Source organism: Dietzia cinnamea NBRC 102147 (assembly GCF_001571065.1).
GTDB lineage: Bacteria > Actinomycetota > Actinomycetes > Mycobacteriales > Mycobacteriaceae > Dietzia > Dietzia cinnamea.
This window is the reverse complement of the sequence record NZ_BCSW01000058.1, coordinates 1-15217: the sequence shown is the minus strand read 5'-3', so window position 1 is coordinate 15217 and position 15217 is coordinate 1. Positions and strand designations below refer to the sequence as shown.

The window sequence follows — 15217 nt, the reverse complement described above, 5'->3', positions numbered from 1 at the left end:
ACAAACCGGGCTCAGGAACGCCCACGCGGCTTCGACCAACTTGACGTGCCCGAGAAACCGCACCCGCTCCGCATGGTCCATTGTCCGTAGACGTTCGTAGGCTTCTCTCGCGTCAGGCGAGAGGGTCTTTAGTTGCTCGTCGTCCAACTCGACGAACTCGTGCGGCGCGAGGTCAGCGGCACCCATCGACTCCCCTGACGGTTCGTCCGGAGCGATGAGATGCCTCCGGACGGCGTCGACGAATCGTGGCACCTGCCGCTCGAGGGATACGAGGAGCTCTCCGACCGTGCGAGGAGGGTGCGCATTCCTCGTCACTACCACCTCCATGCACTCGAACACAATGCCGGTATGGAGATCGAGAAGGTCGCAGAGAAACTCGTCGGGGTGGATCGCTTCCACATCGAACTTCTCGAGCGCGCTTCTCGGGAAGTCCTTGAGGTTCGCCGTGACTATCAGGCCCGCTCCGGACCGAACGGCTGCCGCTAAGACGTGGCGATCCTTGGGATCGTTAACCATCGACGAAATCAGTTCGCGGTACCCGCTGGAAAACTCCTCGGCGAATGGGAATGCAGTTCGCATGCGCAGAACACGCCGCTTCGCCTGCTCTGGTGTCTTCCCAAACCTGGAGCCGGTGAGATTCCGCTCCACTTCCTCGAGCAGATCTGGAGTCCATACCGGAACGAAAAGTTCGGCATCCGCAAGCGTGAGCAAAAGGTTGTTGAGCGTCTGCGGCAGCATCACGCAGGCGTCGTCGAGAACTACTCGGAATCCAACCATTTCCGACGCCGGTCAGCGGGTTCTGGTGAAGCCGTCTCCAGCCTCTTCCGGGTCTGGTTCTTCCTCGCGGGCCATCTCGCGGAGCACCCGGCCCCGACGTTCACGCTCACGCTCTTGAAACGCGAGCACATCCGCCAGCTTTACTCGCCGGTGCCGCCCCGGAGTCGTGTACGGAATTCTTCCCTGCTCCAATAATCTGACCAGTGTCGGTCTGGAGATTCCCAGGCGCTCAGCTGCTTCCTGAGTCGTCAGGGTTGTCCGCTGTGGCTCTACGGTCACGGCCTGCCCGTGAGCCAACGCCGTCACGGCATCGAGGAGTACCGACCGCACACTTTCGGTGAGCCGGAACGTGCCATCCTCTGTCGATATTGACACTGCTCGCCCACCAGCCAATGCCTCTTGCAAGCCAAGAAGCGTCTCTTGCTCGTCAGCATCCGACGGAAGCACAGTGTGATTTTTCATGGCAGCCATAGACAAGGGTAAAACGAAAAATTCGAACACGCAATACGAAGGGCCCCTGCTTGGAAGGCAGGATACGAAGCTGTCCTCGATGTGTGTGCACCGGCTCGACCCCTGGCCCGACTCGACGGCGGCCGGTCAGCCCCGACACGACACGGCCCCCGATCGGCGACTGCCGACCGGGGGCCGTGGACTCGCGGGCGCTCGCCTCGCGTGCGCGGGCGTTAAATGATCGGGGCGCCTTCCCTCTTGGCCTCCGCGGCCTCCTTGACGAAGCCCCGCACGATCACCGCCAGGGTGCCCGCCACCACGACGGGCCAGATGAGCACATAGATCGTCAGCAAGATCGGTGACATGAGTGGTCGTCCTCCTTCTCAGACGCGAACGAGGTCGTCGTCGTTGTCGTCGTCATCGCGCCGGCGACGGTCCCTACCGGCGGTGACCACCTCGGACTCGTCACCGACGTCGGCGGTCTCCGCCGCGTCGGACTCCGCCTCGAGAATCTCTGCGACCTCCTCGGTGTCGTAATCGGCGGTGTCCCGCGCGATCGTGGCGAAGTCGAAATTCGTCGAGCTACGGAACGACATGCCAGCACACACCAGCGTGCTCACCGCGTACGCCACCAGCGAGGCGGTCAGCGTGTCGTAGTCGCGCAGGAAGCCGAAGATGAACGGCGCACTGGCCAGCGCACCGACTGCGCCGACGATGAACGCCAGCCGCAACCCGAGGAAGCCGAAGACCATCAGGCCCAACACCACCGCCACGCCGACCACGGCCAACGCCTCGGTCACGATCGGCAGGGCGCCCGTGTCCGGGACGAGCCCGAAGCGCGTCGGCAGGAACGCGGCCAGCGCCACGATCACCGACACGGTGAACGCGGAGTTGGTGACCTTCTTCCAGTAGAAGCTCGCGATCACCGGGAAGACCAGCGCGCCCCACAGCGCACCCACGAACACCAGCAGGTCGAGGATGTTGAACCGCATGTTGGCGAAGAACAGAGCCGCGACCGTCGCCAGGATCATCGTCACCCGGCCGATCGTCAGCATCATCCGCGGATTGGGGATCTGGCCCCGACTGCGCATGCTCTGCCCGTACATATCCGTCATCGCGATCGAGGACATGGCCGCCAGATCCGAGTCCGCAGTCGACGACAGCGACCCGATGATCATGATGAAGAACACCGCGACCAGCACGCCCGGCAGGTACTCCGCCGCGACCTGCGGGAGCAGGTTGTTGGGATCGCCCTCCACCGGCTGGATGCCCGCGTAGAGCCCCAGCACACCGATCATGCCGATGCCGATGATCGTGGCGCCGTAGCCGACCGTCGCCGTGATGAACGTCGGCTTGATGAGGTCCTCCCGCACCGCGAACAGCCGCTGCGCGATGGTCTGGTTACCGATCGCGTACGCCAACACCGCCGCGATGTACGGCGCGCCCTGGTTGAGGAACGCCTCCGACGAGAAGAACGACTGCTGCTGCTGGGTGAGGTTCTGGGCGCCGGTCTCGAAGAGTTCAGTGCCGCCGAGGAAGAAGAACATGGCCGGCACGATGATGACCACCGCGCCGAGCATCGCCAGCACCTGCGCGAAGTCCGTGAGCACCGAGGCGCGGAAGCCCGACCACAGCGTGTACAGCAGCACGCCGGCGGCGATCACGATCACGCCCTGGATGAAGCTGAACGGGCTCAGCATGGAGATCAGTGCGCCACCGGCGATGAAGTTCGACGTCAACGAGATGACGGAACCGAGGATGTTGGATCCCGCCAGCATGAGCTGGGAGGACCGGCCGTGGCGAGCGAACATGACCTCCGCGAGCGTGTGAGCCTGCGGGGCGACCTTCCGGATCCGGCGGCCGAAGGGGTAGATGAACAGGATCATCAGGGCACCCCAGAGCCCGTAGTGGATCGGGCCCGACACGCCGTAGAGGTAGCCCGAGTTCACCGAGGCGTACATCGACGACGCCCAGATCCAGGTCGCGGTCATCGACGCCGCCGAGATCCCGAAGCCGATCTTGTGACCAGCAGTCATGTAGCTATCCGCGTTCTCGTCCTTGCGCGCGATCCGCATGGACATGACCATCGTCCCGCCGTAGAACAGCAGCAGAAGGAGAACGACAGCAGTAGCGCTCAGCGCAGTGTATTCCAGCAAATTTCTCTGCCCTTTCGCTCTTCACTTATCTGACCAACGTGTCGAGCATAGTGAAGTTGGGAGGAAACTGAGAATCTCCGGTTGTCGGGGCGTCCAACGAGCGGCCGGTTCGACCCACGAACCGGGCCGGACAATCGGCCCGCCGATGGAGGAAAAGACCAAACGCGTCGCAGCGCTCAGGTTGCGTTATGGATGACCATCCATCGAGCGCACAGCGCCACACTCTTGCGCCAGCGCGCAAAAAACACCGCTGCCAGGCTGGGGGCATAGCGCACATGTGACCTGCGCCATCGAACAGCAGTCCGCCCCGTCGGGTCGGGGCGAGCACGCACGGGGACGTTGGTATAAGGAAGCGGTTAGGCAGCGCCGCTGCGGCTCGGCGACTGGTCACACCTGCAGGGATTCTCAGACCCCGTCCAGGGGCGATGTGATCGGCTTCGACCACTCGGCGCACGCCGGTCGGGCGAGCGGCGTGCCCGCGAGGAGGGTCGGGAGAGCGGCGTGCCCGCGAGGGGGTCGGGAGAGCGGCGTGCCCGCGAGCAGGGCCGGGCGAGCGGCGAGCGGTGAGCGCGCGAGGCGTCGGCGGCCATGGGGCGGGGCCGTCGGCGGTCGGCGGCTGCGGCTGCGGCTGCGGAGGAGTGCCTCAGACGGGCCAGGCCGCGCGCCAGTCGGCGTCCGTGGCGTCGGCGACGGGCACCGGGAGCCGCGACTCGGCGACACGAACGGTGCCCGCGAAGCGACGGATCACCTGCCGGTACTCGACCTCCGCAGAGCCCGAGGCCCCGGCGGTGGAATCGATGGACACGACCGTCATCTCGGCGGGCACCAGATCGTCGGGGATGCCGGCGGAGCGGACGCGCGACAGCACCTTCTGCCCCAGCGCCAACGCCGGCATATCCCACGAGATGCCCTCGACCACGCCGCGGGGCGGACGGCCCACCCGTTCGGCGGCCTTGGCCTTCTGCCACAGCCGATCCTGCTCGTCCGCGTCCACGGCCGCTGCCGACAGGACGCGGGCGGCGTCGTTGTCGTCGTCGTTGTCGAACCAGTACGGCGCGCGGCGGCGGAGCTTGTCCAGGAGCGCGCCCGCGACGTCCTGGATATCGAAGGGCGCGTCGCCGCGCTCGGCACCGATCGCGGCGTGGAACAGCACCTGGAGCAGCAGGTCACCGAGCTCGGAGACCAGTTCATCGCGGTCGTCGTCGGCCACCGCGTCGACCAGCTCCCACGACTCCTCGATCAGGTATGGCAGCAGCGAGGCGTGGGTCTGGGCGGACTCCCACCGGCCGTCGCGGCGGATGCGGGCCATCACCGCGACGGCCTCCGCCAGCCGGTCGCCGGAGGAGTCCGCGCAGCGGCCCGCTCCGCCGCCGGCCGCCGTCGAGAAGACAGTTTCGCCCGCATCGGCCGAGTGGTCTCGTGCGGAACTGTCTTCTCGATGGGGACGGGGGGCGTCGGCGGCCGGACCGCGCGAGCTCATCGGGCCGGCGCGGTCTCGGGCTGGATCACCGGGTTCGAGCCCTCCGGGTCGCCGGCCATGGCGGTGAGGAAGTCGGCGGCGTACTGCAACATCTCGTCGTCGCGGGCCTTCTCGCCGCCGGCACCCGCGCGTGCGCCGGCGGCCTTGGGCAGCGGCAGCAGCACGGTCTTCTGCGTGGCCCGGTACTGCGCGGCCGGGTACATGCGCTTGAGCCGCATCTGCTGCGAGTCCAGCAGGTCGAGCGGGCCCACGCGCAGGCGCGAGCCGGCCAGCACGATCTCGCGGACCCGGTACTTCTGCGCCACCAGCCGCAGCCGCGCCACCGACACCACGCGGCGGGCCTCCACGGGCAGGGGCCCGTAGCGGTCGAGCAGTTCCTCCACGACGGCGTCGATGTCGCCGGGCTCGCGGGCCTGCGAGAGCTTTCGGTAGGCCTCGAGCCGCAGCCGGTCGCCGTCGACGTAGTCGGGCGGGATGAAGGCGTCGACGGGCAGCTCGATGCGGATCTCGCCGAGCTCCTCCTGGGTCTCGACCTTCTCGCCGTCGGCGATGGCGCGGTAGGCCTCCACCGCCTCGCCGACGAGACGGATGTAGAGGTCGAAGCCCACGCCGGCGATGTGGCCGGACTGCTCGGCACCCAGCACGTTGCCGGCGCCGCGGAGCTCGAGGTCCTTCATGGCCACGGCCATGCCGGCGCCGAGGTCGTTGTTCTGCGCGATCGTGGCCAGCCGGTCGTAGGCGGTCTCGGTGAGCGGCTTCTCCGGGTCGTAGAGGAAGTAGGCGTACCCACGCTCGCGGGATCGGCCCACTCGCCCACGCAGCTGGTGCATCTGCGACAGGCCCAGCTGGTCGGAGCGGTCCACGATGAGCGTGTTGGCGTTGGAGATGTCCAGGCCGGTCTCGACGATGGTCGTACAGACCAGCACGTCGTACTCGCGGTTCCAGAACCCGCCGACGGTCTGCTCGAGCTGCTCCTCCCCCATCTGCCCGTGCGCCACCACGACGCGCGCCTCGGGCACGAGGTCGCGGATCCTCGCGGCGGTGGAGTCGATGGTCCGCACCCGGTTATGGACGTAGAAGATCTGCCCCTCGCGCAGCAGCTCGCGCCGAATGGCGGCGGCGACGTGCTTGTCCGAGTACGCACCCACGTACGTCAGCACGGGCAGGCGCTCCTCGGGCGGGGTGAGGATCTGGCTCATCTCGCGGATGCCGGCCAGCGACATCTCGAGCGTGCGCGGAATCGGCGTGGCGGACATGGTGAGCACGTCGACGTGGGTGCGCAGGGAGGTGATGTGTTCCTTGTGCTCCACGCCGAAGCGCTGCTCCTCGTCCACGATCACCAGTCCGAGGTTCTTCCACCGCACGCCGGTCGCGAGCAGCCTGTGTGTACCGATCACCACGTCGACCGTCCCGTCGGCCAGGCCCTTGAGGACCTCTTTCGCTTCGGCGTCCGAGGTGAACCGGCTGAGCCCCTTGATGGTGACGGGGAACCCGGTCATGCGCTCGGTGAACGTCGCGAGGTGCTGCTGCGCCAGCAGGGTCGTGGGTACGAGCACGGCGACCTGGGTGCCGTCCTGGACGGCCTTGAACGCGGCGCGAACGGCGACCTCGGTCTTGCCGTAGCCCACGTCGCCCACCACGACGCGGTCCATGGGGGCGGACTTCTCCATGTCCCCCTTGACCTCCTCGATCGCGCTGAGCTGGTCGACGGTCTCGGTGAACGGGAACGCGTCCTCCATCTCCCGCTGCCAGGGCGTGTCCGGCCCGAAGGCGCGGCCGGGCGCGGACTGCCGCTTGGCGTAGAGCTGGACGAGCTCGGTGGCGATCTCGCGGACGGCCTTGCGGGCCTTGCGCTTGGTGTTCTGCCAGTCGGCGCCGCCCATCTTGGACAGCGTCGGTGCCTCGCCGCCGACGTAGCGGCTGAGCTGGCCGAGCGACTCCATCGGCACGTAGAGCCGGTCGCCGGCCGCACCGCGCTTGCCGGGCGCGTACTCGATCACCAGGTACTCGCGCCGCGAGGAGCCGTCGCCGCCGCGCACCTGCCGCTCGACCATCTCCACGAACCGGCCGATGCCGTGCTGATCGTGGACGACGAGGTCGCCGGCCTTGAGGGCGAGCGGGTCGACCTGGTTGCGGCGCTTGGAGTGGCGGGCCTTGGGGCGCGCCGTGGAACCGAGTCGGTTGCCGGTGAGGTCGGTTTCGGAGACGACGACGAGGTCGCCGGACGCCCCGTCGGCGCCGCCGGTGAGCGCGAACCCGGCGTGCAGGACGGCCTCGTAGACGGTCACCAGCCCGTCGGCGGGCTCGGCGCCGGGCGTCGCGGCGGTGGCGGGGACCTCGGCCTCGGACAGGCGTTCCAGGATGCGGGTGACGGTGCCGTGGCCGGGGACGACCATCGCGGCCCGGCCGCCGGCGCCGACGAGCGCGCGCAGCCGCACGAACATGGCCTCCATCTCGGAGTCCTTGCCGCGCGGGGCGGGCGGGTCGCCGGCCTCGACGGTCACCACGAGGCCGTCCTCGGGGTCGGTGAGGAATCCGGGCGGGACGAGCTGCCACCAGGCGCGGCCAGCCCCGGTGGCCTCCTCGCGCACGGAGGAGAAGGTGCGGTAGCCCGAGCCGGACAGGTCGAGGGTCTCGCTGTCGACGGGGGCGTCGCCGCCCATGGTCGCGGCGGTCCAGGATGCCTCGAGGAACTCGCGGCCCGCCGAGGCGAGGTCGGCGGCGCGGCGGCGCACCTTGTCGGGGTCGCACACCACGACGCGGGTGTCGTCCGGCATGAGCATCGGCAGGGTGGCCATCTCGCCCGGCACGAGCACGGAGGTCAGGGCCTCCATGCCGTCGCGCGGGATGCCCTCGGCCAACGAGTCCAGCAGCTCGGCCAGCGTCGGGTTGGCGCGGTGCTCGGCGGCCAGCTGACCGGCCCGGGCGCGGACGTCGTCGTCGAGCAGCAGCTCGCGGCACGGGTAGAGGACGACCTGCTCGACCTCCCCGTCGGGCAGCGAGCGCTGGTCGGCGACGGAGAACTCGCGGATCTCGGCGATCTCGTCGCCGTCGAACTCGATGCGCAGCGGGTGGTCGGCCGTGGTCGGGAAGACGTCCACGATGCCGCCGCGCACGGCGATGTCGCCGCGGCGGGCGACCATGTCCTCGCGGGTGTAGGCGAACTCGGCCAGGTGGGCCATGAGCTCGGTCGGGTCGACCTCGGCGCCCCGGGTCAGGCGCACGGGCTCGCGGCGGGCGGCCGCCGGGGAGATGGGCTGCACCACCGATCGCGCCGCCGCGACGATGATCCTCGGCGCCCGTCCGGCCATCACGGCGGACAGCACCTCGAGGCGGCGACCGATCGTGTCGGCCGCCGGCGACAGACGCTCGTGCGGCAACGTCTCCCAGCTCGGGAACTGCGCCACCTCGCCGTCGTACATCCCCGACAGCTCGTCGGCGAGCTCCTCACACTCCCGCTCGGTGGCGGTGACCACCAGCAGCGGCGCGCGCTCGGCCAGCGCACCCACCAGGAACGGCCGCAGCGACTCCGGTGCGCGCACCACGGCGGTGTCGCGGTCCAGACCCGCGCGCAGGTCGGCCAGCGCCGGGTTGGAGATGACCGCACCGGCCAGACCGGACAGCGCGGCGGTCGTGGAGGTGACGGCGGGGGCGGTGGAGGTCACGCGTGAGGGTCCTTCAGGGTCGGGGCGAGGTGGTCGGACTCGGTCTGGGCGGGCGCGGGCGCACGGCACGCGCAGGTCGGCCGTGATCGGACCGGCGGTGCGCGGCGGGGCACGACAGGCGGGCCGGTGTGCCAGATCTCCCACTCTAACGGCGCGGCGGCCCCGGTAGCCTGTGCGTATGCGCGAGACCACAGACGCCGCCGCCGGGAACGCCGGACGGGACACCCCCGGGCCAGCCGCGGGCGACACCGCTCCCGGCGAGCCCGCCGCCCCGGTGACGATCGCCCCCGGCCCCCGCGACGACGGACCGGACGCCGGCGCGACGATCGTCGGCTCGCGGGTGTTCACCGACCGGTGGATCGGCGTGCTGCTGGCGATCGGCTCGGCCATCGCGCTGGTCGCGTCGTTCCAGCTCAGCCTGGACAAAATCCGGCTGCTGGAGAACCCGGACTACACGCCCGCGTGCAATTTCTCCATCCTCATGAGCTGCAAGAGCGTCATCAACTCGGAGCAGGGCGCGGCGTTCGGCTTCCCCAACCCGTTCATCGGGCTCGTCGGGTACGGCATCGTGATCGCGATCGGCGTCGCCGCCGCGTCCGGCGTGCGGTTGCCGCGCTGGTACTGGGTGGGCACGCTGCTGGGCCTGACGTTCGCCGCCGGGTTCGTGCACTGGCTGGCGTTCCAGTCCATCTTCTCCATCCAGGTCCTGTGCCCGTGGTGCATGGTCGTGTGGGCCACCACCATCCCCATGTTCTGGTACACACTGCTGCACGTACTGGCCAAACTCACGGCGGCCCGCTGGGTGCGCACGCTGCAGAGCTGGCACCTCGTCCCGGTGGTGGTGTGGTTCCTCGCCGTGGCGGGCGTCATCCTGTGGGCGTTCTGGGACTTCTACTGGGCGGACTTCTTCGCGAACCTCTGATCCGGCGGCCCTCGCCCTGCACCCCGTCGGGGTCGGCGGCCACCTGCAGGCGCTGGCGCGCGCTGCTGGCACCCGCGAACACCGGCGGATACCTACTAGAGTCCAATGCCTCACATTGGACTGCCGCAAATCCGAAGTGCGGGCATGATCACTAGGCGTACGGGCTGAGAGCCCGCTGACAGAGAGGTGGAAGCAATGATCACGTCCCTCACCCGTAATTGGTGGGTCCAGCTGATCCGCGGTGTCCTGGCGCTCGTACTCGGCATCACCGCGCTGATCGCCCCCGGCTCGAGCCTCATTCTCGCGGTGTTCCTCGTGGCGGCGTTCGCGATCGCAGACGGCGCTATGACCATCACCACGGGCCTGGGGCTGCGCGGACACAGCGGCTCGTCGAGCCTGTTCATCGGAGGCGGCGCGCTCTTCATCGTGCTCGGCCTGGTCGTGCTGTTCTGGCCGTCGATCACCGTGACCGCGCTGGTGCTGCTCTTCGCGATCTGGCTGATCGCCTCCGGTGCGCTGCTGGTCTACGGCGCGTCCACCCTCCGGACCGTCGTCGCCAACGCGTGGATCATGGGTGCGGTCGGCGTTGTGATTGCCGTGGTGGGACTCGGCCTGGCGCTGTTCGGGCCGTCGACCATCGAGAATTTCCTGCCGTTCGCCGGTTGGTTCGGCGTGATCGTCGGTTTGATCATGATCGCCGTCTCGTTCCGTCTACGCAGCGATGCCGCCAAGCTCTCGAGCGCCCCGGTGGCCGACGAGATCTGATTCTCGGGCCGACCGTTCAGGCAGGCCGTGACTGCCGAACCTGCCGACACGAATGCCCCCGCTGCCCGCTATTCGAGGGCCGCGGGGGCTTCGTTCTTTCCGGCGGGCCCTGTTCTTCTCGGCCGGTGCCTCGCAGAGGGTGGCGGACTCACCGGGGACCTCACGTGCGCTCACGGGCCCGCGTCACTTACGGTGCGCTCAGGGCCGAGCCGGCCCCGGGCGCAGATCGCGCCCGGCCGAGTCGCCGGCCGGATGACTGCGGCTGGAGTACTTCGCCATGACACCTGACTCGAGCGACGGCGCGGGATCGAGGTGCGACAGGCCGTTGAAGCAGAGATTGACGATATGCGCGGCCACCTCCTCCTTGGGCGGAGTGCGCTCATCAAGCCACCATTGCGCGGTGCCGGAGACCATGCCGACCAGGGCCTGGGCATAGACGTTCGTGGTGACCGGGTCGAACCCGCGGGCCACGAACTCCTCCTCGAGGATGTAGGTGACACTGGCCGTGGCATCGTTGAGCAGCGTCGAGTACGAGCCACCGTTGTTCAGCGACGAATCACGCACCAGGATCCGGAACCCGTCGGTGCGCTCCTCCACGTAGCGAAGCAGCGCCATCGCGGCGCGCTCGATGCGGCGGCGCGACCCCTCGCCCTCCAACGCCTCGGTGATCTCGGCACCCAGATAGGCCAGCTCGCGGTCACACACCACCGCGTACAGGCCCTCCTTGCCGCCGAAGTGCTCGTAGACGACCGGCTTGGACACGCCTGCGACCGACGCGATCTCCTCGACAGTGGCCGCGTCGTAACCGTACTCGGCGAAAATCCGGCGGCCCACCTCGACCAACTGCTGCCGGCGTTTCGCCGCTGACATCCTGGTACGCGGCGCCGGCGTCATTTCCGACTGACCTGTCATGTGGTGTCGCCTCCCTCGACGGAAAAGCCTAGTCGGAGCATTGAACGCGGCCGACCGATCAGGGGTCGGACTCCCCCGTGTGGGCTGCTAGCGGCGAGGCCACCCATCCGGGAACAGGTAGGCGACAGTGGGGCCGTGCTCGTATGCCAGACTGGGGAGTGGCCCGCGCGCGGGCCGTTCCCCCGTGGTGTAATTGGCAACACTCCTGATTTTGGTTCAGGCATTTCAGGTTCGAGTCCTGGCGGGGGAGCTCGAGCACTCCCGACCTTCGCCGCGCACGTGAAGGTGCCGCGGGTCGCGCGGAGGATGACTTCTGGAAGCCAGCGCGTTGTCGGACGCGGACCTTCTCATCAGTCCAGCCGACTAGTTGCCGCCCAATGCTCCATCCTCAAAGAGGGACGACCCGCACAGACGGTCGCCCTCGAAACCCATCTCTTGACGCCACGCCATGTCCGAGCAGTTCGATTCCAGGTATCGACTCTCGGCTGCACCCGGCTGATTGGCACAGAACTCGGTGTTCTGGATCGTCCCGTCTGACATGCGAGACGGCCCGGGGGTCCCGAACAGGCACTCGACGACCGTCGGCGCCGCCGTTGTCGGTACAGCGGCCGCTGTCGGCGCAGTAGGTTCGTCGTCGGCTGGTGGCGCCGGGGCGTCTGTTGCTATCTCGATGTCGCTCAGATTCAACACGAAGACTTCGGTAATCGGCCCGCCACCAGTCGGAGCGTTGATCAGCAGCTCGGATTCAGGGTCGACGTCGTCTTTGAGCCAGACGACTCCTCGATACTTGTCACCGGTCTGGACGTTCACGGCGTCGAGCTCGTCAATATCGCCGCAACTCCGCGAGATCGTCCGCTCCTTCTCGATGTAGCCGTCGCGCGTGCGTTCGCGGATCGTGCCCGTATTAAGTACTTCCCGAGTCCCGTCGCCGGACTTCACGTCTACATCGACCTGAATGGCAACAGAGTCGTCCGGTGCCCCACTGCAGGCCCCGGGAACGAATACTCGCTCGATCGTGACGTCAGCGGTGTAACTCGGCCCGCTGATGGTGAACACCTCCCCGAGAGCGATAGGTACTTCAGCGGGCCCAGCCGGAGCCGAACTCGAGGTGATCGGCGTGGGCAGCGCTTCGGATTCCGAGTCGGATTGAGCGGAACATCCGGCAAGAACCAGGACGGCCGCCGCCGCAGCGAAAAGAGCAGAGCGCATATCGGACCTTTCATGGGTGCGCCAGATGTTAGGCAGAGGCACACACTCGCTGAGCATTTTCGCGTATCCGCGATGTACTCAGAGAACGGACCGCGATGGGTGTCGCAGCGCTCCTACTCCCCCGCGGTGGGATGAACACGTAGCCGCTGCCCAGTCGGCCTCCGCCTAGAAGATGCCGCCGAAGATCCCCACCGCCAGAACCAGCAGCAGGATCGCCACCACTGCCAGCACCGTCAGCGCGGGCTGGCGCGAGCGGCGCGGCCTGCGCTCCACCTCGGCATCGGGCCGGAACGCCGGGTCGTTGTCGGGTCGGCCTGGTCCGTTCATCCCCGTCACGTGAACCGCTCCTCCTCCATCCGTGCGTACGTCTCCAGCAGCTCGAGGGCGTGCTCGCCTGCGGCGCCCTCGGCCTGCAGGCCGGTGCGCATCGACTCGAGCATCTCGCGGCCGTGCGGGAACGGCGGCAGCAGCGGGACGTCCGGATCGGTGATCGCGTCGATGACCGTGGGCCGGCCCGCGGAGAACGCCTCCTCCAACGCCGGCGCCAGCTGATCGGGCTCCTCGACCCGGATCCCCCGCAGGCCGAGCAGCTCGGCGTAGGCGGCCATGTCGAACTCCGGCACCTCCTGCGACCGCGCGTACCGCGGCTGCGACTCGCTCTCCCGCTGCTCCCAGCTCACCTCTGCCAGATCGCGGTTGCTGAGCACCACGATCACCATGGTCGGGTCCTCCCAGCCGGGCCAAGCCTCGGCCACGGTGATCAGCTCGTTGATACCGAGCATCTGCACGGCGCCGTCGCCGGCCAGCACGGCCACCGGCTTGGCGGGTGCGGCGGCCTTGGCGGCGATGGCGTACGGGATACCGCAGCCCATCGAGGCCAGCGTCGACGACAGGTGCGCGTGCACGGACGTGGGTAGATCTATCTGCCGCACGTAGTGGTAGACGCTGCTGCCCACGTCCACGGCGAGGCGCGCGTCGTGCGGTATGTGTTCGGCCAGCCGCCGGGCGACCAGCTCGGGGTTGAGTCCGCGTGTGGGCACCTCGGAGCGCATCCGGGAGATCTCCCGCCACTGGCGCACCCATTTCTCGACGTCGCCACGCCAGGCGGAGCGGTCCTTCTCGGCCACCCGCCCGAGCAGCTCACGCAGCGCGAGCGCGGCATCGCCGACCAGGCCCACCTCGATCGGGTATCGGTTCGCCAGGTGCACCGGGTCCAGGTCGATCTGCACGGCCCGCGCCTGCCCGGGCTCGGGGTAGAACTCCGTCCAGGGGTCGTTCGAACCGACGATCAGCAAGGTGTCGCAGTTCTGGAGGATCCGCGCACTCGCCGTCGTCCCCAGATGTACCATGGTCCCACCCACCAACGGTGACGACTCGTCGACGTAGGGCTTCCCCAACAGGCTCATCGTCACGCCGGCGCCCAGGCGGTCGGCCAGCTCCATGACCTCGGCCTGCGCCCCGGCCGCGCCGCGCCCCACGAGGAACGCGATGCGCTCCCCCGCGTCGAGCACGTCCACCGCGCGCGCCACGTCGTCGTCACGCGGCGCGGTGACCCCGTGGGTCCACTCGCGGGCGGTGACCACCACCCCGTGCTCCTGGCCCAGATCCTCGCCCAGCTCCGGCGCGGGCGCGTTCTGCACATCGTGCGGGAGGATCACCACCACCGGGGTCCGGTGCGTGAGCGCGGACCGGAACGCCCGGTCGAGCACCAACGGCACCTGCTCGGCCGACGCGACGGTCTGCAGGTACGGCCCGGCCACATCCGAGAAGACGTCACCGAGGTTGATCTCCTGCTGATAGCCGGAGCCGAGCACGCTGGTGTGCTGCTGCGCGACCAGGGCCACCACCGGAACGCTGTCGAGTTTGGCGTCGTACAGGCCGTTGATCAGGTGCATCGCGCCCGGGCCCTGGGTGGAGGTCACCACGCCGACGGCGCCCGAGTACTTGGCGTCGGCCACCGCCATGAACGCGGCGGACTCCTCGTGGCGCGCGCGCCCGAACGCCGGGGCGATGTCGGAGCGGCGCAGCGCGCCGAGCAGGGGGTTGTTGCCGTCCCCGGCGTAGCCGTAGACCCGTTCGACGTCCCAGGCCACCAGTCGCTCGACGACGAGGTCGGCCACCGTCCTGTCCGTGCTCATACGCGTGCCCTCTCCACCCGTCGGTCCGTGAGTGGCCCCCACCGTAGGGGTCGCCTCCGACACGCTCCACCGGTCTGGTGGCGGTCCCGGGACAGCGGTTGTCCGGCGCGCGGGGCGGGTCTACCGTGCGCGGCATGGACACGGACCTGAAAGCCCTCGCACTGGTGTGCTCGCTCAAGGCCTCTCCCGCCGAGTCGAGCAGTGACCTCATCGCCCGGCAGATCCTCGACGAGTTGGCCGGTCACGGCGTGACCGGTGAGACCGTCCGCGTCGCCGACTACGACGTACGCCCGGGTGTCGACGACGACATGGGCGACGGCGACCAGTGGCCCGCCATCCTCGAGAAGATCAGGGCCGCCGACATCCTGGTTTTCTCCACACCCACCTGGGTCGGCCACATGTCGAGCATCGCGCAGCGCGTGCTGGAGCGTCTGGACGCGCAACTGTCCGCCACCGACGACGACGGCCGGCCGGCGATGTTCGGCAAGGTCGCCGTGGTCTCGGTGGTGGGCAACGAGGACGGCGCGCACAAGATCATCGCCGACACGTTCCAGGGGCTCAACGACATCGGCTTCACGATTCCTGCCCAGGGCGGCACCTACTGGAACCACGAGGCGATGAACCCCAAGGACTACAAGGACCTCGACGAGACGCCGTCGGCCGTGGCCTCGACGATCACCACGCTCTCGTCCAACGCGGTACATCTCGCACGCTTCCTCAAGGGCACGCAGTACCCGGCGGTC

Annotated in this window: 13 protein-coding genes and 1 tRNA gene; 4 read left to right on the top strand and 10 right to left on the bottom strand. The window is 68.6% G+C overall.

The features are described 5' to 3' along the window. The 6 genes from DCI01S_RS14195 to mfd all read right to left on the bottom strand — a co-directional run. A partial coding sequence (locus DCI01S_RS14195) for a PIN domain-containing protein (RefSeq protein WP_244881750.1) occupies positions 1-738 on the bottom strand: 738 nt, incomplete at its 3' end. Between the two features lie 51 nt (positions 739-789). Further along, positions 790-1248 (bottom strand): helix-turn-helix domain-containing protein, encoded by a 459-nt coding sequence (locus DCI01S_RS16900; protein WP_082767841.1) that lies wholly within the window; start codon positions 1246-1248, stop codon positions 790-792. A gap of 212 nt (positions 1249-1460) precedes the next feature. After that, complete coding sequence (locus tag DCI01S_RS17740) at positions 1461-1592, bottom strand: putative transporter small subunit (RefSeq protein WP_218001325.1); 132 nt, start codon at positions 1590-1592, stop codon at positions 1461-1463. 18 nt (positions 1593-1610) lie between these two features. Further along, positions 1611-3383, bottom strand: a complete 1773-nt coding sequence (locus DCI01S_RS14190; RefSeq protein WP_218001324.1) for a sodium:solute symporter family protein — start codon at positions 3381-3383, stop codon at positions 1611-1613. Positions 3384-4026: 643 nt separating this feature from the next. Continuing rightward, positions 4027-4863, bottom strand: coding sequence for a MazG nucleotide pyrophosphohydrolase domain-containing protein (locus tag DCI01S_RS14185; RefSeq protein ID WP_061229827.1), 837 nt, complete (start codon positions 4861-4863; stop codon positions 4027-4029). Continuing rightward, positions 4860-8528, bottom strand: a complete 3669-nt coding sequence (gene mfd / locus DCI01S_RS14180) for a transcription-repair coupling factor (RefSeq protein WP_061229826.1) — start codon at positions 8526-8528, stop codon at positions 4860-4862. The genes DCI01S_RS14185 and mfd overlap by 4 nt, the downstream gene beginning before the upstream one ends. 178 nt (positions 8529-8706) lie before the next feature. Between mfd and DCI01S_RS14175 the strand changes: the two genes are divergently transcribed. Then, complete coding sequence (locus DCI01S_RS14175; RefSeq protein WP_061229825.1) at positions 8707-9450, top strand: vitamin K epoxide reductase family protein; 744 nt, start codon at positions 8707-8709, stop codon at positions 9448-9450. Positions 9451-9645: 195 nt separating this feature from the next. Further along, complete coding sequence (locus DCI01S_RS14170; protein WP_061229824.1) at positions 9646-10215, top strand: HdeD family acid-resistance protein; 570 nt, start codon at positions 9646-9648, stop codon at positions 10213-10215. Positions 10216-10413: 198 nt separating this feature from the next. Here the strand turns inward: DCI01S_RS14170 and DCI01S_RS14165 are convergent, their stop codons facing one another. After that, positions 10414-11085 (bottom strand): TetR/AcrR family transcriptional regulator, encoded by a 672-nt coding sequence (locus tag DCI01S_RS14165; RefSeq protein WP_061229823.1) that lies wholly within the window; start codon positions 11083-11085, stop codon positions 10414-10416. Positions 11086-11305: 220 nt separating this feature from the next. On the opposite strand from DCI01S_RS14165, the gene DCI01S_RS14160 reads away from it, so the two are divergent. Then, positions 11306-11377 (top strand) — tRNA-Gln (locus tag DCI01S_RS14160). 113 nt (positions 11378-11490) lie between these two features. Here DCI01S_RS14160 and DCI01S_RS14155 read toward each other — a convergent pair. The 3 genes from DCI01S_RS14155 to DCI01S_RS14150 all read right to left on the bottom strand — a co-directional run bounded on the left by DCI01S_RS14155 (position 11491) and on the right by DCI01S_RS14150 (position 14474). After that, positions 11491-12183 carry a hypothetical protein gene (locus DCI01S_RS14155; protein ID WP_061229822.1) on the bottom strand — a complete coding sequence of 231 codons (693 nt, stop codon included), beginning with the start codon at positions 12181-12183 and terminating at the stop codon, positions 11491-11493. A gap of 318 nt (positions 12184-12501) precedes the next feature. Beyond that, on the bottom strand, positions 12502-12672 hold the full coding sequence (locus DCI01S_RS17330) for a hypothetical protein (RefSeq protein WP_156482616.1): 171 nt from the start codon (positions 12670-12672) through the stop codon (positions 12502-12504). Continuing rightward, the gene (locus DCI01S_RS14150; protein ID WP_061229821.1) at positions 12669-14474 is read right to left on the bottom strand and encodes a thiamine pyrophosphate-requiring protein; all 1806 of its coding nucleotides are present in this window, start codon (positions 14472-14474) and stop codon (positions 12669-12671) included. Before DCI01S_RS14150 ends, DCI01S_RS17330 begins: the two co-directional genes overlap by 4 nt. 134 nt (positions 14475-14608) lie before the next feature. Here DCI01S_RS14150 and DCI01S_RS14145 point away from each other — a divergent pair. Then, positions 14609-15217 (top strand): flavodoxin family protein (locus DCI01S_RS14145; protein WP_061229828.1); only part of this gene is annotated, 609 nt, incomplete at its 3' end.